The 19,501-nt window shown below is 39.5% G+C and carries 17 protein-coding genes, 1 other RNA gene and 1 pseudogene; 11 read left to right on the forward strand and 8 right to left on the reverse strand.

Going from position 1 to position 19,501, the window contains the following annotated elements:
• Positions 1 to 6: 6 nt before the first annotated feature.
• Positions 7 to 918, forward strand: a complete 912-nt coding sequence (locus tag AC1M9L_RS08900) for a TIGR01777 family oxidoreductase (protein ID WP_481591905.1) — start codon at positions 7 to 9, stop codon at positions 916 to 918.
• On the opposite strand, the gene thiO is transcribed toward AC1M9L_RS08900, so the two are convergent.
• Complete coding sequence (gene thiO, locus AC1M9L_RS08905) at positions 915 to 2,021, reverse strand: glycine oxidase ThiO (protein WP_481591906.1); 1,107 nt, start codon at positions 2,019 to 2,021, stop codon at positions 915 to 917. The two genes, AC1M9L_RS08900 and thiO, sit on opposite strands and share 4 nt — an antisense overlap.
• A gap of 200 nt (positions 2,022 to 2,221) precedes the next feature.
• Positions 2,222 to 3,232, reverse strand: coding sequence for a porphobilinogen synthase (hemB, locus tag AC1M9L_RS08910; RefSeq protein WP_180000234.1), 1,011 nt, complete (start codon positions 3,230 to 3,232; stop codon positions 2,222 to 2,224).
• A gap of 108 nt (positions 3,233 to 3,340) precedes the next feature.
• On the opposite strand from hemB, the gene AC1M9L_RS08915 reads away from it, so the two are divergent.
• Positions 3,341 to 3,838, forward strand: a complete 498-nt coding sequence (locus tag AC1M9L_RS08915; RefSeq protein WP_035266285.1) for a thioesterase family protein — start codon at positions 3,341 to 3,343, stop codon at positions 3,836 to 3,838.
• A 52-nt stretch (positions 3,839 to 3,890) separates the two neighbouring features.
• On the opposite strand, the gene glpK is transcribed toward AC1M9L_RS08915, so the two are convergent.
• On the reverse strand, positions 3,891 to 5,375 hold the full coding sequence (gene glpK / locus AC1M9L_RS08920; protein ID WP_481591907.1) for a glycerol kinase GlpK: 1,485 nt from the start codon (positions 5,373 to 5,375) through the stop codon (positions 3,891 to 3,893).
• 132 nt (positions 5,376 to 5,507) lie between these two features.
• On the opposite strand from glpK, the gene ssrA reads away from it, so the two are divergent.
• Positions 5,508 to 5,868: a transfer-messenger RNA gene (ssrA, locus tag AC1M9L_RS08925) on the forward strand.
• Between the two features lie 87 nt (positions 5,869 to 5,955).
• Here ssrA and AC1M9L_RS08930 read toward each other — a convergent pair.
• Positions 5,956 to 6,698: pseudogene (locus tag AC1M9L_RS08930) on the reverse strand (tyrosine-type recombinase/integrase); the annotation flags it as partial.
• A 260-nt stretch (positions 6,699 to 6,958) separates the two neighbouring features.
• Here AC1M9L_RS08930 and AC1M9L_RS08935 point away from each other — a divergent pair.
• Positions 6,959 to 7,399 carry a transposase gene (locus tag AC1M9L_RS08935; RefSeq protein ID WP_481591908.1) on the forward strand — a complete coding sequence of 147 codons (441 nt, stop codon included), beginning with the start codon at positions 6,959 to 6,961 and terminating at the stop codon, positions 7,397 to 7,399.
• Between the two features lie 295 nt (positions 7,400 to 7,694).
• Here the strand turns inward: AC1M9L_RS08935 and AC1M9L_RS08940 are convergent, their stop codons facing one another.
• From AC1M9L_RS08940 to AC1M9L_RS08955, 4 genes are all read right to left on the reverse strand, one after another.
• Positions 7,695 to 8,414 carry a PqiC family protein gene (locus AC1M9L_RS08940; protein ID WP_180028029.1) on the reverse strand — a complete coding sequence of 240 codons (720 nt, stop codon included), beginning with the start codon at positions 8,412 to 8,414 and terminating at the stop codon, positions 7,695 to 7,697.
• Positions 8,401 to 10,050: a PqiB family protein gene (locus AC1M9L_RS08945; protein WP_481591909.1), complete on the reverse strand. Its 1,650-nt coding sequence runs from the start codon at positions 10,048 to 10,050 to the stop codon at positions 8,401 to 8,403. Before AC1M9L_RS08945 ends, AC1M9L_RS08940 begins: the two co-directional genes overlap by 14 nt.
• Positions 10,051 to 10,143: 93 nt before the next feature.
• Complete coding sequence (locus AC1M9L_RS08950) at positions 10,144 to 10,878, reverse strand: paraquat-inducible protein A (RefSeq protein ID WP_051586617.1); 735 nt, start codon at positions 10,876 to 10,878, stop codon at positions 10,144 to 10,146.
• Between the two features lie 35 nt (positions 10,879 to 10,913).
• Positions 10,914 to 11,546, reverse strand: coding sequence for a paraquat-inducible protein A (locus tag AC1M9L_RS08955; protein ID WP_481591953.1), 633 nt, complete (start codon positions 11,544 to 11,546; stop codon positions 10,914 to 10,916).
• A gap of 423 nt (positions 11,547 to 11,969) precedes the next feature.
• Between AC1M9L_RS08955 and AC1M9L_RS08960 the strand changes: the two genes are divergently transcribed.
• Genes AC1M9L_RS08960 through AC1M9L_RS08990 form a run of 7 tightly spaced genes read left to right on the forward strand, consistent with a single transcriptional unit; the run spans position 11,970 to position 19,468 of the window.
• Positions 11,970 to 12,944 (forward strand): acyl-CoA desaturase, encoded by a 975-nt coding sequence (locus AC1M9L_RS08960; RefSeq protein WP_481591910.1) that lies wholly within the window; start codon positions 11,970 to 11,972, stop codon positions 12,942 to 12,944.
• Positions 12,941 to 14,227, forward strand: a complete 1,287-nt coding sequence (locus tag AC1M9L_RS08965) for an NAD(P)/FAD-dependent oxidoreductase (protein ID WP_481591911.1) — start codon at positions 12,941 to 12,943, stop codon at positions 14,225 to 14,227. The genes AC1M9L_RS08960 and AC1M9L_RS08965 overlap by 4 nt, the downstream gene beginning before the upstream one ends.
• Positions 14,228 to 14,235: 8 nt before the next feature.
• Entirely contained in the window at positions 14,236 to 15,024 is a 789-nt protein-coding gene (locus AC1M9L_RS08970) for a DUF1365 domain-containing protein (RefSeq protein WP_035269389.1), read from the forward strand.
• Between the two features lies 1 nt (position 15,025).
• Positions 15,026 to 16,222 (forward strand): SAM-dependent methyltransferase, encoded by a 1,197-nt coding sequence (locus AC1M9L_RS08975; protein ID WP_035269391.1) that lies wholly within the window; start codon positions 15,026 to 15,028, stop codon positions 16,220 to 16,222.
• Positions 16,223 to 16,242: 20 nt separating this feature from the next.
• Entirely contained in the window at positions 16,243 to 17,022 is a 780-nt protein-coding gene (locus AC1M9L_RS08980) for a DUF1295 domain-containing protein (protein ID WP_481591912.1), read from the forward strand.
• Positions 17,023 to 17,030: 8 nt separating this feature from the next.
• Positions 17,031 to 18,080 (forward strand): SAM-dependent methyltransferase, encoded by a 1,050-nt coding sequence (locus AC1M9L_RS08985; RefSeq protein WP_180028022.1) that lies wholly within the window; start codon positions 17,031 to 17,033, stop codon positions 18,078 to 18,080.
• A gap of 44 nt (positions 18,081 to 18,124) precedes the next feature.
• Positions 18,125 to 19,468, forward strand: coding sequence for a sensor histidine kinase (locus AC1M9L_RS08990; RefSeq protein ID WP_481591954.1), 1,344 nt, complete (start codon positions 18,125 to 18,127; stop codon positions 19,466 to 19,468).
• Positions 19,469 to 19,501 lie beyond the last annotated feature (33 nt).

The following is a 19,501-nucleotide window of genomic DNA, read 5'->3' on the forward strand; positions in this document are numbered from 1 at the left end:
ATTTCTATGTATCATCCTTGCGTTTTGGTTACTGGTGCAACAGGTTTTATTGGATCTTATTTGGTTGCATATTTGCTAGATCAAGATTATCAAGTGATTGGTTTAAGCCGACAGTCCAATCCAAAAATGAAGCATCCACGTTTGACATGGGTTCAATCTTTCGATGATATCCAACACGCTCAAATTGACTATGTTATTAACTTAGCGGGTGAAAGTATTGGTGATGGTCGCTGGACGCAAAGGCGAAAACAAAAACTCATCGACAGCCGAGTGAATACGACCGATGCATTATTACATTATCTGCTGACCCATCAGCAACATCCCAAGCGAATTATTTCTGGTTCTGCTGTAGGATATTATGGTATTGATCCTGATCAAGAATGGTCAGAAAAAAACAATGAGCAGGGATTATCTCAACCGATCTTTATGTCCGAACTTTGCCAAGAGTGGGAGAGGTCGGCTCTCCAACACAAAAATCAGTTTGATATTAAGGTCATTCGTTTAGGCGTGGTGTTTGGGCATGGCGGAGGAATTTTACAACAATTACTCTTACCGATTCGATTTAATCTGGTAGGTAAAATTGGTTCAGGTCAGCAGCCCTTAGCATGGATTCATATTCAGGACGTGATTCAGGCGATTGAATTTCTGATGTTGAATGAGACTCCAAAAGAAGTTTTTAATTTCGTTGCTCCTGAACAAACGAATCAGGTGTATTTTGTTCGCACCGCAGCAAAAATTTTAAACAAGAAACCGCTTTTAAGTCTGCCTGATTCATTGTTTAAAATCATGTTAGGTGAGCAGTCTCAATTGGTTTTAAATGGACAATACGTTATACCAGAAGCACTTATTCAAGCAGGTTATACATTTCAGTATCCAGAACTCAAAATGGCGTTGGAGCAACTACTTCCATCACATTAAACTTGAAACTTCAAAGATGGGTCATAGGGTCTAGGATCAACGAGGGTGGTCTGATTCAGCATGAGTTGTCGTAGTAACTGCGCTGCAGCTGGCCCCATGCATAAACCATTTCTAAAATGACCAAAATTCGCCCATAAGTTTTTCATTTCAGGCATTAAACCGATATATGGAATTCCATCAGGTGAGCTAGGTCTCAAGCCTGCCCATTGTTGCACTATCGGGAAATTTTTAAGTTCAGGTATGAGTTGAATGCATGCTTGGTAAATGGATTGTTGTGTTTTCAAATTTGGGCGATGTTCAAAACCTAATTCCGCCATACTGGAACCACAGACGATATGGCCATCTCGACGTGGAATCATATACATGACATTGTACATACACATCGTGGGTAGCCAGTTTTCAGGGGTTTTGAATAGGATCATCTGCCCCTGAACAGGTTGAACAGGGATATTGAAATCGAGTTGTGATGCCCAATGTGCCGACCAAGCTCCAGTAGCGATAACATACTGATCAGCTTTAATTTGATGTTGATCATGCAGAACAACGGATTGCACTTGCTGATTTTGAATCAGTAATTTTTCTACCCACTTATGCTCGATAATCTTTACTTTTGAATGTGATTTAAGATAAGTCAGAATAGACTTTAAAAGACGAGGATTACGAACATTAGACAATTGTGGAAAATGCAAAGCCTGCTTGAAAGTATTAGAAACTCGTGGATTCAGATTTCTTAATTGAGTCTCGTCGAGTAAATCGCAATGCTGCATCGGCTCGTTATATTGCGCCTTATAACTGAGTCCAATCTCAAAATCATCTTCATCAAAAATTAACATGCCTGAATCGTGAATTTCGAAATCAATGCCACTCAATGGTTGAATTTTTTGTTTCCAAGATTGATATAACGATTTACCATGTTGTGCCAATTGATTGACTGCTTTGGGATAACGCCAAGGATACATAGGTGACAAAATACCACCACCTGCCCAAGATGCAGCTTTAGCTGCTTGTTTTTGATCAATGAGGGTAATTTCACAACCTTGTTCGAGTAATTCAAGCGCTGTTAGTAAGCCGCTAATTCCACATCCAATGATGGCAACGTGCATTTTTATCCACCTTCAAAATGACGGGGTGTATTAGACCATATTCAAGCTCTAATCGTGCAAATAATCTCAATGATGTAAAGAGATCGATGAGATGTAAGATGTTAAATGAGTCAGTTAAAAGTTGGGTCTCGAATACAATGATGATGATTTTAGTAGAAAAAAAGCGCTTTATGGAAAAGCGCTTTTGATTCAATAGTGTATTACAGATCTTTAAGCATTTTTGCAGCATCTTCAGCAAAATAGGTCCAAATTCCATCTGCACCAGCACGACGACAGCTCATCAATGATTCTAAAATCACACTTTCAGAAAGCCAGCCGTTTTGGATTGCTGCTGCCAACATGGCATATTCACCACTCACTTGATAAACAAATGTTGGAATGCCAAATGTGTCTTTAACTTCACGTACAATATCTAGATATGGCATCCCTGGTTTTACGATCACCATGTCTGCACCTTCTTGAATATCTAGTGCAATTTCGTGAAGAGCTTCAGCTCGGTTTCCTACATCCATTTGGTAGTTATACTTATTACCACCTTTTAAATTAGATGCTGAACCCACTGCATCACGGAAAGGACCATAGAAGCTTGATGCATATTTGGCAGAATAAGCCATGATATTGGTATAAATATGACCATTTGCTTCAAATGCTTGACGAATCGCAGCAATACGACCATCCATCATATCACTCGGTGCGAAAACATCGGCTCCTGCTTCTGCATGGCTTAAACCTTGTTTAATCAGACACTCAACAGTTTCATCATTCAGGACATAACCTGTTTCATCTATGATGCCATCCTGACCGTGTGTTGTATAAGGGTCTAAAGCGCCATCAGTGATGAGTACCATTTCTGGTAATTCTTTTTTTAGAAGACGGACAGTGCTTTGAACTAAACCATCATCTCTCCATGCTGCTTCAGCAGTTAAACTTTTGTCTTCTTGTGGGGTAACTGGGAATAAAGCTAATTTAGATACACCTAATTCTAAAAGTTTTTCAGCTTTGTTTAACAACAAATCAGCTGAAAGACGGTGAATATTTGGCATACTAGGTATTTCTTGGGTTTGATTTTGACCTGGTAGAACAAATACCGGATAAATGAGATGTTCAGCAGAAAGATGTGTTTCTCTCACCATCGCTCTGAGTTTGTCATTTTTTCGAATACGGCGCATGCGTGTTGCAGGAAAAGCAGGGCGATTAAACGTATAAGTCATCACAATCTCGATGTTTGGTATTTTACTTGGGTCTAATTGTAGCCCCCTTAAGGCGGTTTTTGGGAAAATGCTGATGGTTTTTTCTCATGATGTTAATTTGAGTTTTGTATGAACGATTCCCAAAAAAAATGGATGGGTAACCTCCATTTAGGTGCTAAACCAGATCTTGAAGTGGTATTAAATCAACTCACTCAAGTATTTAATACCTCTCCTTATTTCGCTTACAACGAAATGCAAATGCGTGTCGTAGAAGGTGAAATCCAAGGTTATATTGAGATGAAACCGAATCTCATTGGTAATATTTCTTTCCAAATTTTGCATGGCGGTGTAGCAGCAACATTACTCGATAGTATTGGCGGGATTGTTGCAATGGGCGAGCTTTACAAGCGTGCAGAGCCTGATATGTTGCCTGAAACTTTAAAGAAAGTTTCACGTTTAGCAACAGTGGATATGCGAGTGGATTATTTATCACCAGGGCGCGGAAAGTATTTTATTGCCACTGCTGAAGTCCTACGCATGGGTCGCAAAGGTTGTACGATGCGCATGAATATGGTGAATGATGAAGGTAAAGCAATTGCAACAGGTATTGCTTCATACGCATATTGAAAAATCTATGTATCTCTTATAAGAAAACCGCCCTTGTAGGCGGTTTTTTATACTAAACATCTGATCTTGAACGTTTTAACGCACTATTCCATTGATGTAAATGAAATTGACGTTGATCTTCAGACATTGTTGGCTCAAAGGCTTTTTCCAATTTCCATGATGCCGCAATATCAGACGGATTTTTAAATACACCTGCAGTTAAACCTGCCATTGCCGCAGCTCCCCAAGCCGTTGACTCCAAAAGTTGCGGTCTTAACACAGGAACATTCAGTAAGTCGGCTTGAAATTGCATTAGCATATCATTTTGACTCGCACCACCATCTACACGTAATTCTTTTAAAGGGTTTCGAATATCAGATTGCATGGCATTCAAAACGTCAGCGACTTGAAATGCGATTGATTCGAGAGCTGCTCGCGCAATATGTGCTTTATTTGTCCCTCTAGACATACCGCATAATAATGCGCGGGCATCCGTATCCCAATGAGGTGCTCCTAAGCCTGTAAAGGCAGGAACAAGTACGACACCATCGGTACTGTTAACTTGACACGCCAATTGTTCAACTTCTTGGCTACTTTGAATAATTCCAAGTCCATCACGTAACCATTGTACAATTGCACCAGCCATAAAAACACTACCTTCAAGCGCATACGAGGTGTGTTCTTTACATTGCCAAGCTAAAGTGGAGAGAAGCTGATTCTGACTCAGTTGAATTTGATCACCTGTATTGAATAACATAAAGCAGCCAGTACCATAGGTGTTTTTTGCTGAGCCTATATCAAAACATGATTGACCAAATAAGGCTGATTGTTGATCACCTAGAATCCCTGTAATTGGAATTTCTGCACCTAAGAGACCTTTGGCTGTATTGGCAATATGGCAATCAGAAGCCACGATTTTGGGTAGTATTGCTTTTGGGATGTTAAATAGTGCGAGCAACTCATCGTCCCATTGCTGGGTATGCAAATTCATTAACATGGTTCTTGAAGCATTAGAAACCTCAATTACGTGTTCAGCACCTTGAGTGAGATTCCAAACTAGCCAGCTATCAATGGTTCCAAAAGCCACTTCGCCTTGTTCCGCACGAGCTCTTAAACCATCCATATTTTCAAGTAACCACACTAATTTTCCAGCACTGAAATAAGGATCAATGCGGAGTCCTGTGGTGTAATTTATCTTGTTTTGTAAGTCTTGTTGAATGAGGGAATTACACCAATCACTTGCTCTGCGATCTTGCCAAATAATCGCAGGGGCTAGAGGTTCACCAGTTTTTTTATCCCAAATCACTGTCGTTTCGCGTTGATTGGTTAGGCCTAAAGCTTTGATATCTTTAGGCAGTAATCGTGCATCAGCAATTGCTTGCTGCACTACTGCGATTTGTGAACTCCAAATCTCTTGTGCATTTTGCTCTACCCAGCCTGACTTTGGTGTTCGTATTTTAGTTTCTCTTTGAGCTGTTGCATGAACGTTTCCATGTTCATCAAAAATGATCGCACGACTTGACGTCGTCCCTTGATCCAGTGCAAGTAAATAACTCATAAAATATGCAATTTTGAACTTGAAAAAAGGGATTTTATCTCAATTATTGAAATAAGCGCATGTGTATGTGTAATTGTTGTGAAATTAGAGGTCGTATTTTCAAACTTTTATGCTATGATTGCGTTGTACTTTGGGGATGTTCCTGGCTTCGACGCTGGTGATGAAACTCATAGATGCATGCCGAGAGCGCATTTTCTCTCGTAAATAAAATTTGCATTTTAAATAGTCGCAAACGACGAATCTTACGCTCTAGCTGCCTAAGGGCAGCTTGTCCGCATCTCTGAATACTTGTGGTTAGAGATCCCGACTGAAGCGCACGCACACAAGTCCGTATAACATCAAGCCTTGGGGTGTTGTACTAAACTTAAAGGATCGCTCTCTTAACCCTGTTCGTCGGGTCTTTGAGGGTTAAAACAATAGACGATATCTAAGCATGTAGTAATCTCGAGTGTAGTGCTTGCGGACGCGGGTTCGACTCCCGCCATCTCCACCAAAATTCTTGTAATAAAAAAGCCACTTATTTTAAGTGGCTTTTTTATTTGCCACATTTTTATACCAACATCTGACTACATTGATGAATTTATGCTGTTAATGCCACGCTGAGTTTTGCTATTTCTTGCCTGTTTTTATCCCCATGCAACCATTTCGTATAGCGCTTAATCAGCATTAGTAAACTATGACCAAGTTGGTCGGCTACAAACATTGGATTGACGCCATCCATAAGTAACATCGTTGCATAGGTATGCCGTGCATTGTAGGCAGTCCGATGGCGACTTTCATAGCAGCTCTAAGGCGTTCTCTAGGTGGCTTTTCGTTAAAAAATGGTTCCTTAGTTTGTGGACAAAGCATTAGATAGTCAGATGTGTAGCCTAGATCCTTTTTAAATTGAAGCAAAGCTTTTAAAGCCAAAGTCAAGCGTTCATTCAAATAGACCTCACGAGAAGTATGTGTTTTGGTCACTTTCTTTTCTAAACCACGTACATGACTTTTGTTAACTTTGAATGTGCCATTGAACCAGTCAATAACACTTTTTCTGAGAGCAATCATTTCTGAAGGTCTACAGCCTGTCCAAAAAGCAAATTCAAAATACTAGCCACAAAATTTATCCTCATCATGTAAGCTTTTGTCGAGCCAAGCTAGTAAGGCTTCCATCTCCTTACGTGTGAAGAGGGCAGGTATTTCTGCCTGAACCTTACGATTCTTAATTGTATGCATAGGATTTGGAGAAATCAGATTATGCTTAACAGCCAATTTAAATACCCCGCTTAGCGTAGTTGCACAGTTATTAAATGTTTTCGCTGTTTGAAAATCACGATCGATGATAGATCTGTTTCATAAATCACAAAACGATCTATCTCTTGCTGATTATTTGTACCGAAAAATTTAAAAATCCATACATAATTTGCGGACTAAAATCATCAACTGAAAGAAACTTTTTGATACACATTTCAAGCGATACACAGGCATCTTATAGTCAACCATTGACTTAATGGTTGAACTACTAAAAATGCTTGTGCCCGCTAAAGGTAGACTATTCAAGTTAAGTGAAGAAAATCAGGCTTTACTCCGTCTGAGCTATTGGCGTGTCAGAGCCTACTGCTTCAAGAATCGTCCGCCACGTAAAGGATTGCCTGATCAAGTCCAATCTATTTAATTTACCCGAGAGTCTGCCTGAAGGCGAAGGTATCGACTGGAATGTGGTGATCGTAGATGCCACAGAAACTCCAACACAAAGACCTAAAAAACAGAAGAAAAGCTATAGTGGCAAGAAGAAGGCACATACATTTAAAGTTCAAGCCATTATCTATTATAGAACACAGCAATTTCTGAGTTTATGCACGAGTCGTATTGCTGTACATGATTTCGAGCTTTTCAAACGCAACTTGAATCCGATTCCTAAAGGTGCTTTTATTCATGCAGATGAAGGCTATCAAGGAATCTATGCAATGTATCCAAATAGCTCATTGCCTCTAAAAGCAAAGAGATACTGCAAACTAGATCCCGAGCTAAAAGTTTACAATTGAGAAATCAATAAAAGAAGAATTGGGATTGAACATGTATTGGGCAGTTTGAAAGCCTTCAAAGTCCTTGCGGCGCGATATCGTAATCGAGTCAAAAGACTAGGTTTAAGATTCAATTAAATTGCTGGAATCTATAACATGGAACTGCATAAAAATGAATTATGAAAGAATTCTATTGTTGAATGTCTTTATCTAAAAAATTATATACCAATTTATCAAAGATAGATGTTTTAAATACAACTCAGAGCTTTGCTGTATTCAAAACAGATTCAAAAGAAATCTCAAGTTTTTATGAAAATTAACTACATACCCCACCAGTAATCGGCTGATTCCTATTTTCTAAGTGCTTGACTGAACTTGCAATACTGATTGAAAGTTGATCAATGGCTTTTTGCGAAACAGTGACTAAAGTGTTTAAGTCTTTATTTTTTTGTGGAATTTCTTCATAAAAACTCATCCGACAACTGAGTTGATGACGTTGAGGTAATGTTTGAGCGTTTTTGGGTATGGATAAGGGGCGATTAGGATCATCATATCTTAAAGTCCAAGTCGCATTCATGAGCATAAAGCGTTGCTGATTTGATTTTTCGATGAAATCAAAGTTAGAAAAATCTAAGGCAATTCGATAAGCTGCTTGTCCACCAGTCATACCACTATTATAACGATCCACTGCACCTAATGTTTGCTGTAAACGCGCAGAAACAGCATCTCTCAATTCAGCCGACAAAGTAGAAGTCCAACGATCATCGAACAATACTTTAGCCTGCCCATTTTCTTGTTGAATCACCAAGGGAATTCGGTTTAAACGATCAGATAATCCAACAGGAAGCACCTCAATCATCCTCACTTTTTGATTTGACGAAGATGATGTTAGCGTTTGAGTGCTCAATGAATAGAACTTAGGCGTAGGGGATGAAGAGCACCCACTGACGATGAGTGCAAACAAACCAACACTCAAGCTTGAAAGGACTTTTAGGTAGCAGCGTTGCTGAGATTTCAATAATTTATTCTCTGTCATCTTTCTTCGGCTCCGCTGTTTTTCCACGAATCAATGACTCAGGATTTTGTTCTATTTGATCTGCCATTAACTGCAATGAAGCTGCGGCACGGGTAATTTGTTGTAAAGCACGACGTAGATCTTGTTGTAATGGTGCATCACTTGCCAAGATGGTTTCAGAAGACTGAACTGTTTTACGAACATCATCCAAAGTGGCTTGTAAATTAGGCGCAACTTTGCCATCCAGTTGATCGACCAAACTTTTTGAAGATTGTATAGTTTTATCTAAGTTTGCCAAGGTTTGACGAACGTCCTGACCAATTTCAACCAATGGAAATTTAGATACATTATCGGCGATTTGGGACACTTGTGCTTGAAGGCCTTTTAATTCTGTAGGAGTTGTTGGAACTTCAACTACACCATCATTTCGACGGATTGCAGTGGCATATTTAGCTTTAGGGAAAAGATCAAAGCTAATGTAGTTTTGACCTGTAAGTAAATTGCCAGTCCGCATTTGAGCTCGCCAACCACGCTCAACAAATTGCTTGAATACTGTACCTTGCGGGTCCAACTCATGACCTCCAGCAATACGTGAAGGATAAACTTCAGCATCAACACGCATTCGAATTTGCGAATGATTATTGTAGAACTCAGTGTTGATTTTTTTCACAGTACCGACTTCGACACCCATGAAATCAATTGGAGCTCCTACTGATAAACCTCTCAATGACTCATTGAAATACATTACGATCCGTCTTGGATTAAGATCAGGCTCTTTAAGCGCAAGCTTTTCAGAGTCAAATAATTCAAATTTCATTTTATTCGGAGCAGGAGCTGCATCAGAATTTTCAGGATAACCAAATGCGATCCCTCCCGAAATGATGCTTGCCAAAGATTGTGTGTTTAAACTAAAGCCCGAAGCATTCAAATTGACATCTACACCACTGGCTTGCCAGAAACGCGCATCTGTGGTGACAAATTTGTCATAAGGTGACTTAATGAAAGTTTGAAGTTCAACGCTTTTTCCATCATCAGCCAGTTGGTATGAGGTTACTTGTCCAACGTTGATTCTTCGATAATAAATAGGTGAACCGAAATCGAGCGAACCTAAATCTTGTGCCTTTAAGAAAAAGATTTTTCCAGGAACATCGGAAGTCACGACGGGTGGAGTTTCTAGCCCTTTAAATGAAGTGGTTTTGACATCTGATTTACCGCCATCTACTTCAATATATGCGCCAGAAAGTAAAGTATCGATACCTGAAACCCCACTTGCACCAATACGTGGTCTCACTACCCAAAAACGTGAATCTTCCGTAGCAAAATTACTGGCATCTTTCCGAAGTTCAATTTTAGCAATGATATGAGACCGATCTTCCGAAAGGTCAATTTCACGCACTAGACCTACATTAACTTGACGATAACGAACTGTAGTTTTGCCAGCTTCAATGCCTTCTGCAGTCCTAAAAGAAACCTCAATAACAGGACCAGTATTCAAATACGCCTTGAGAGCTAATGAAAATGCAATGAGTAATGCCACAATTGGAATAATCCAAATGAGAGAAGGTTTCCATTTGCTACGTTTCTTATCAGGTACACCGACCTGACTCAGAACTTGTTCATCATGAGGATGACCATTACTCGATTGGTTTTCTGACATAGTTATTGATCTTATTAAATCGTAATGTGGTTGTAGTTTGTACGCTTCATCATATGAATATCAAGCAAGAAGTGAAAGGGTTTTATGTAAATCTCAATGTTCTGTAGCGTCATTTTTTTTTTCATGCTGACTCAGAATTGAAACGTAATAGTTGTCCCAAATGATTCTAGGATCAAAACTCAGTGAGGCTAACATGGTCAAAACCACAACTGCACCAAAAGCGACTGCACCTGTGCCTGCTAAAATAGTTGCCAATGATTGAATTTGGATTAGTGCTGCTAGCATGGCGACAACGAAAACATCAATCATTGACCAACGGCCAATAAACTCCACGACTCTATACATGATCGAGCAATGCTTAGGTGAGAGGTGAATTTTTTTTGAGGCTTGTAAATGTACAGCACTGAGCAGGAGAGCAAGGATGACCAATTTCAGTAGTGGAATAAATATACTGGCAATAAAAATAACGGACGAAACGAAATAGTCACCACTTTTCCAGAAATAGATGACTCCACTCATAATCGTGTCTTGTTGACGACCAAGAATAGATTCTGTAATCGTCATCGGTAAAACATTGGCTGGTATATAAAGAATACTCGCTGCAATTAAATAAGCTAGAGTTCGTTCTAAACTTCGCGTTTTACGGGTATGTAATGGGCTATCACAACGAGTACAGCGGGATTTTCGTGCTTGTTCGATGGCAGACAAAGATGTCATGCGGTTGAGTGTTCCACAGCAATGACAAAGTGTGAGTTCAAGATCAATTGCACGCGGTGCAAGCGTTTCTAAAAAGACAGATTTCTGCACAGTGTGTGGAGAATGCTTCATCTGATCAGGTTGATTCGTATGAGTTGAAGTGATGGTCATGAGATTTGATTTCCATCAATTGCGTTCCATAGATCTTTGATTTTGATTGATACCAAATAGACCAACAAGACACTTAAAATGGCAAATGCCCATAAGGCAATTCCAGGAATCACAACCACCATACCCACTAATTTCACTAAGGTGACCAAAACGCCGATCAGAAATACTTCAACCATTCCCCAAGCTCTCAATTGAAAAAGTGACCGTAATGCGAGTTTAAGTGATGCATACTGTTGGGTTGCAATAATATTTTTATTGAACATTGCCATCAAAAGAATATATCCCATCAGAAGTAAGTAGGCCAAGGGGACAATAAAAGTGGTCATCAGAATAAGAAAGCCTACAAAAGCACGATCTGCCTCGAACATTGCCCAAGCCGCACCCAATAATGTGGTTTCTGAATAAATGCCTTGGAGTTCAACTTTAACAATTGAAAAACTATTGGCAATCGCAAAGATAATTAACGCAGTACAGACTAAGGCCAACAGTGTGTTAAATGTTGGAATTTTACGATAGAGCTCGGAACCGCAAGCCGAACAATAGGCACGTTCATTCTTATATAAATCGGATTTACGAAAGAGAGTATCGCACTCTTCACAAGCAACATAATTTTGATTGATTTGCACCATTCTTAAATCAGGGGCGAGTTTAGAATCCGATACAGTTTCTACATTCGTTTCAGACATCGTTGTCTCAACTTTTTCATCAATATTCTTGGTTTTTTATTTCTCCCTATAGTTTATATCGAGATTCAATAGGTTTGCCTATGATTATTTTGTTGAATCGAGATACATACCTTTTGGGTTTGGCTTATCAGTGTGCAGTCATGTAACTCAAAGAGGTTATAAAAGGGGTTGAAGTGCTCATTGATCAGCATTTGTGTAGTCAAAATGAGGGTGAGTTAAGTTTATATGATGAAATTAAATTAATATTAAATTCAATGATTCAGCGTGAAATTCAAGATACAGCGTGTGCTTCACATAAACTTCATATATCAAGAACTACACTTTATTTAAATCATAAAGATCGATTGCTTAGTTTGGGATGACTGTATGTTGAAAAGCCTCATGCAATGGCTGGATAGTTGGTCCGTAAGCGTACCACATGATGCATTGACCTCTGAGAGTAAACAGATTCAATGGCTCAGAATAATTCCTTTTATCCTACTGCATCTTGCTTGTCTGGCAGTGTTTTGGGTCGGATTTTCTTGGTTTGCTTTTGCATTTATGTTGTTTTTTTATTTTATTCGCATGTTCGCAATCACGGCTTTTTTTCATCGTTATTTGTCACACAAAACTTTTCAAACTTCGAGATGGCTGCAATTTATCTTTATTTTAATTGGCACAATGAGTGCGCAGCGTGGGCCATTATGGTGGGCAGCACATCATCGATATCATCATCGTTATACAGATACTCCTCAAGACCCACATTCATCAACGCATGGATTTTGGTATAGCCATGTTGGTTGGTTTTTAAATGAATATAATTTTTCAACGCGTAAAAGTGTCATTAAAGATTGGCTGAAGTTTCCGGAGCTGATTTGGTTGGATCGTTTTAGTTTGATGATCGTATTAATGACGGCTATCGGAATTTATGGTCTTGGGGAATGGGTTGCTTGGATGTGGCCGCATTGGGGAACCAGTGGTTTACAGTTATTGGTATGGGGAGGCGCAATTTCTACTGTTCTGCTTATTCATGCCACATTATGCATTAACTCACTGGCTCACCATTATGGAAGCCGAGATTTTGAGACGAATGATCATAGTCGCAACAACTTATTTTTATCTCTAATTACACTTGGTGAAGGCTGGCACAACAATCATCATTTTTATGCAGGAAGTACGCGCCAAGGGTTCTATTGGTGGCAGATCGATGTGACCTATTACATCTTAAAATTTATGTCATGGTTCGGCTTGGTTTGGGGAATGAAACCCATACCAGCTCGAGTCTATGAAGCAAGTAAAATTACGCGTTCGAAAAAGGCCAAACTCCAACATTCTCAAGTTCAGTCAAAGGAATCAAGATGAAAATTGCAATTATTGGATCGGGTATTTCAGGACTTTATGCAGCTTGGAAGTTGAGTAAGTTCCATGAAGTGACCGTATTTGAAAAGAATAATTATTTTGGGGGACATACTGATACTCATCAATTAAAGATCGATGGTGAGCAAGTTGCAGTGGATAGCGGATTCATTGTTTTTAATGAACACAACTATCCTTTATTTTGTGAGATGTTGAAGGAGCTTGGTGTACAAGCTCAAAGCAGTGATATGGGGTTTTCAGTTAATAATCAGGTTACAGGACTGCAATATAATCCTTCCAAGAAATTCTCATTATTATTCAAACCACAGAACTTTTTAAAGACCCGTTTTAGAGCGATGCTGTCAGATCTATTCAGGTTTTATGCAGCGAATAAAGATCTTGATGTAGATGGGACCGACCCGCATTACACTATTGAGCAATATCTCAACGAGCATGGATACTCGGATGCGTTTAGGCAAGAGCATCTCTATCCGATGTGCGGTGCATTATGGTCTTGCCCAGTAGAGCAAGCAGGTCAAATTCCATATAAATTTGTAGTCAGTTTTTTTCAACATCATCGTATGTTGCAACTCAAAGATCGACCACAATGGTTAACCGTAAAAGGCGGGTCTTCTAAATATATCCGTGCAATTCAAACTCAAGCAAAGCATATTCAGTTTAAAAAAGTAGAAGTGAAGTCAGTCAAGCGCTCAGCAAATGACGTGAGTATTGAAACGGTACAGGGAATTGAACAGTTTGATTGGGTAGTATTTGCAAGTCATGCAGATGACACACTGAAGTTGCTCGCTGAACCGACAGTTAAAGAAATAGAAATATTAGAAAATTTTCAGTATCAAGACAATCATATGGTGGTGCACTCAGATACTAGCATTATGCCAAAATCAAAACGTCAGTGGGCGAGTTGGCATGTGCATGTCACACCGAATAGGGCGGGTCAAGTCACTCCATTTCAGCAAAGTAGTGTCCATTATGGATTTAGTTACTGGATGAATCAGCTACAAAATTTGAAATGTGAAACTCAGATTTTTGCGACATTAAATCCTAATTTTGATTTAGATCCAAACAAAGTCTGGGTTCAGCGTAACTATCGTCATCCTGTATTTAATGCGGAAGCTATTGCAGCTCAGTCAAGATGGTCTGAAATAAACGGTTTAAATCGGACCTATTTTTGTGGTGCTTATTGGGGATGGGGCTTTCATGAAGATGGTGCAAGAAGTGCGTCATGGGTGGTTGAAGCCTTATTAAACTCATCAAATCAAGCCGCTTAGGAGTACTTATGCAGCTGTATCCGCTTGCAATTGCAGTTGCTGACATTCGTCATCGCCGTTACTTGCCTAAGCCTTATGCTTTTCAGAGTCAGCTGACGTATTTGTGGTTTGATCCAGAACAGCTCGAACACTTCGCGCAAACTTCGATACTTTGGTCAACGAAAAAATGGAACTTTCTGAGCCTAGATTCTGATGACTTCTTGGCAAACTATCAAGGCACGATTCGAGAGAAGGTTCTGCATGTGTTGGAAGAGCATACTTTAGAAGAGCCGACGGAGCTCGCTGAAATTCGGGTGTTGGCTTTGCCGCGCACGCTTGGCTTCAGATTTAATTCGGTGGTTTTTTATTTTCTATTTAATGCCCAGCAAAAATTACAGTTCATTCTCAGTGAAATCACCAATACACCCTGGTTAGAAAGACAGGTATATGTTCACGATTGTCGCACCGGGGGGGAGCAGCATTCCGAATATACGAGCTTCCACTTCCAGTTTGACAAAGCTTTTCACGTGTCACCCTTCATGCCAATGGATCTGAAGTATCAATGGACGTTTAGTTTGGCTGAAAAACAAAATTATGTGCTTATGCAATTGTTTAAAGAGGAAAAATTACAATTCGATGCATCAATGCGTTTTGAGTTAACTCCCATCACACTTCCTTCACAACTTCATCGCTATGCTGTTTTTAAACTATTTGAGCCGATCAAGATGGTTGCAGGTATTTATTATCATGCCTTTAAGCTTTGGATAAATAGAGTTCCATTTTATCGGCATCCCAATAAAACGAAGGACAAGCTGTGATATGAAATCATTGTTAATGGGAGAGCAATCTTCACTACCGCTGGTGTTACGTCATTTACTGAAATTAAAACACGGCCAAATTCATTTTAAAGGGATTTGGGAGGGTTCAGTCGGTGAGGTAAGTGATCTAGACGCAGTGATTGAGGTCCATGATGCAAAGTTGATGGATCTACTTTTTCGTCAGGGGGTTCTTGGTGCAGCTGAAGGTTTCATTCAAGGATATTGGACGACACCAGATTTAGTGAAGATTGTGCGAATTCTTGCGAGAAATCGCGATATTTTAGATCGTATGAACCAAAGTGCCTTAGCAAAGGCGAGTCAACTCTTGCTCAAAACTTGGTATGCATCGCGTAAAAACTCATTGGAAGGTAGTCGCAAAAATATTGCTGAGCATTATGATTTAAGTAATGACTTTTTTAAGTTATTTCTTGATCCGAGCATGATGTACTCCAGCGCGGTATTCAAAGATCAATCTATGACTTTGGAACAAGCATCCGATTATAAAAAAGAAATCATATGCCAAAAATTGAAACTTCAACCGATGGATCATTTGGTTGAAATTGGCAGTGGATGGGGTGGTTTTGCGATCTATGCTGCGCAAAACTATGGTTGTAAAGTGACTACTATTACCATTTCTCAAGCTCAATATGACGAAGCTAAAGCTAGAATTGACGCTGCGGGTCTGTCTCATCGTGTTGAAGTTAAATTAAAAGATTATCGTTTACTTGAAGGTAAATTCGATAAATTGGTTTCAATTGAAATGATTGAAGCCGTTGGTGCTCAATATCTATCGACATATTTTGAAAAGTGTAGACAGCTGTTAAAACCTAATGGTTTGGCGCTTATTCAAGCCATCACCATTGAAGATGCGCGATATGAAAAGGCATTGAGTACGGTCGATTACATCAAAAGATACATTTTCCCAGGTAGTTTTATTCCTTGTATCAGCGTGATGACCAACGTTGCATCAGAACAAAAATTACGTCTAAAGCATCTTGAAGATATTGGTTTAAGTTATGCACAAACGATTCACTGCTGGCGTGAACGTTTTCTACAACAGCGTGAGCAAGTTTTAGCACTGGGCTTTGATGAAAACTTTATTCGCATGTGGGATTTTTATTTATGTTATTGCGAAGGAGGTTTTCTCGAAGGCGTCATTAGTGATGTGCATTTATTGTTTGAAGCAAGTCCATACTAAATCAGTGAGAGGACATCTCGATGTTGCTCAATTTATTTGTGATGAATGTTTTCCTGATGCTTTGTGCATGGATTTGGGTGACATTTAATCATCGTGCAGGTTTGGTCGATGTCATTTGGAGCTTTGGAATAGCTTTAAATGTCCTCATCGCAGCAAATGTAATGAATGAAGCCCCTACATCTGTTCGCATTTTTCTAGCGATCGCGAGTGGTCTTTGGTTTCTCCGTTTAGCATTGCATTTATTCAGACGATATATCCGAGAAGATGCTGAGGACACGCGTTATGCCAATATGCGCCGTGCGATGGGAGACTTTCAACATTTAGGTTTTCTTCTCTTTTTTCTATTTCAGGCTGGGTTGATCTCCTTATTCTCATATCCAATGATCAAATTGCTCAGTATACCTGCGATGCTGTGGAGTAACTCGACAGAACTGCTGCTGCTGATTTCAGGATTAATCATGCTGGTTGCATTTATCGGTGAGGCACTCGCAGATCATCAGTTGTATCAATTTAAATTGAACCCGAATAATCGTGGCAAAACGATGGATCAAGGGTTATGGAAATATTCACGCCATCCGAATTACTTTTTTGAATGGATACATTGGTTTGCTTATCCAATCTTAGGTATAGCGGCGGGAACGCCTTGGTTGTGGATCTATCCGGTGTTGATGTGGCTCTTTTTGTACTACATCACGGGTATTCCATTTAGTGAACAGCAAGCGCTCAAAAATCGTGGTGCAAACTACAAGATGTACCAACAAAAAACATCAATGTTTCTTCCTTGGCCACCGAAAAAGTAGGTAATTACATGGATTCAATCGTTCAACAATCGTTAAAACTCATTGAAAGTGGCAAAGTTCCAGATCAAGTTATTCGTCTTGGTATCCAAGCACTTTGCAAAAAACGTCTTGAGCAAGAAGGTCGTTTTGACCCTGTATTCGCTTCACAGCGTTATATGGATGTATTAAGAGACTTGAAAAAAAGTGAAATCGCGATTGATACAGACAAGGCAAATGAACAACATTATGAATTGCCTACAGCATTCTTTCAGGCCGTGTTGGGCAAGCGTTTAAAGTACAGTGCCAGTTTATTCCATGATGCTAAAACCAGTTTAGATCAAGCTGAGGAAAATGCCCTGCAGGTCTACTGTGAACGTGCGCAATTACAAGATGGTCAGGACATCTTAGAAATAGGCTGTGGTTGGGGATCACTCAGTTTGTATATGGCAGAGCATTATCCAAATGCCAACATTACGGTAGTATCAAACTCCAACACTCAACGTCTTCACATTCAACAACAAGCCAAAGAAAAGCAATTTAACAATTTGACAGTCATCACCTGTGATGTAAATCAACTCGAGTTGGAGCAAAACTCTTTTGATCGTGTTGTATCCGTTGAAATGTTTGAGCATGTTCGAAACTATCAGCGATTATTTGCCAATATTAGCCAATGGCTCAAAGCAGATGGTTTATTGTGGTGTCATATTTTCTGCCATCGATTTATTCACTATCCATTTGAAGTTAAAAATGATTATGACTGGATGTCTAAATATTTTTTTACAGGCGGTTTAATGCCTGCTGTTTCGACTTTCCTGCACTTTCAGGATCATTTACAGTTAGAAAACCAATGGCAATGGTCTGGACAACAGTATGAACATACAGCCAATGCATGGTTAAATAATATGGATCAAAAAAAGGACTTACTTAAACCACTATTTAAGCAAACTTATGGTCAAGATGCGGAAATCTGGTGGCAACGTTGGAGAATCTTTTTCATGGCTTGTGCAGAACTGTTTGGTTATGACAAAGGTCGTGAGTGGGTGATTGGCCATTATTTGTTTAAGAAGCGAGCTGTTTGAAGTTCAAACTAATTTTAGCGATAAGGTGAAGAGGGTACATGTCCATGATGAGGCTATTTAGGGATAAACGCGATCATCCTTTGGGTGAGGTGTTTAACCGCTATTATTGGCTACAAATTGGTCTTATTGCCTTGTCTATTGTGATTGGGATTGGTTGCAGTGCTTGGGTCATTAAAGGAACATTGCTGACCACAGCGCTCGAACAGGAGATGGAGCATTACTGGCAGCGTATGGAGCGTAATCCAGAAGCTGCTTTACCCGACACTAAAAATTTATATGGATATCGTTGGTCCGATGACGAGTTAGCCCCCTCTGAATTTCGTAATTTAAAACTCCAATCGGGTGTACATCGACACTATATCGATGGTAAAGACCGGATGACGGTTTATGGGACACGCAATGGTGAACACGTTTTTTTAGTGTTTGGTGAAAGTAATGTTAATAAGCTTATTTGGCTGTTTGGTTTAGCGCCACTCATGGTCAGCTTATTTTTGCTATACAGTGTGCTGTGGTGGTGGAATCGCCGTGCACGCCGCTATTTTTCGCCCATCACACGCTTAGCCAATGCACTCGAACATATCGATTGGGAACATCAAAATAATCGAGCATCACCATTTAAAGAAATTAAGACAGATTCTAATTTGGAGGCTGAATATCTTAAGCAAGCACTTGAAAAATATCATCAAGTTCTAAGCGAATTCATTCAGCGTGAAAGAGAGTTTACTGGCGATGTTAGTCATGAACTTCGAACACCGCTCACAATATTGAAGGGAAATGTACAACTTTGTCAGGCCCGTTATGGTGATAACAAATCCTTTACTCGATTGCAAAACACAATCGAAGATATGCAGTTATTGGTCGATACACTTTTGGCGATTGCTCGAAATACCACAAGCAATTTACAAAGTGAAAAAACCCGTTTATCTGAATTGCTTCAAGATGTTGTAAGTGACTTGAATAGTGTCAGTTTGGCAAAAGGAATGAGTATCGATTTAAACATCGAAGTTGATGAGGTCAAACGTCATTTATATCCATCGATGACAAAAATGGTGTTTAGCAATATTTTAAGAAATGCATTGAATTACTCTCAAGGGACAAGCATTAATGTCATTCTCGAAAAAAATAAAGTGTTGGTCGCAGATAATGGGATCGGGATTGATTTACCGAATAACTCTAAAGTGCAAGAATTAACGAATCAGCAGCTGCAACTCGATATCAAAGGTCATGGTATCGGGCTACAACTGGTTCAAAAATTATGTAAACAACTTGGCTGGAGAGTAGAGTTATTTGATCGTGAATACTATTTGATGACTCATCCAAAAGTTGACTTGTCACTCAGTTCAGGACTGATTGTGGTCGTTTACTTGAATGATCAGCCTCCAAAATAGTGTATTTGGGGGAATTTGATCTGAAGTGTGAAT

It is taken from the genome of Acinetobacter sp. ANC_7511 (assembly GCF_056779975.1).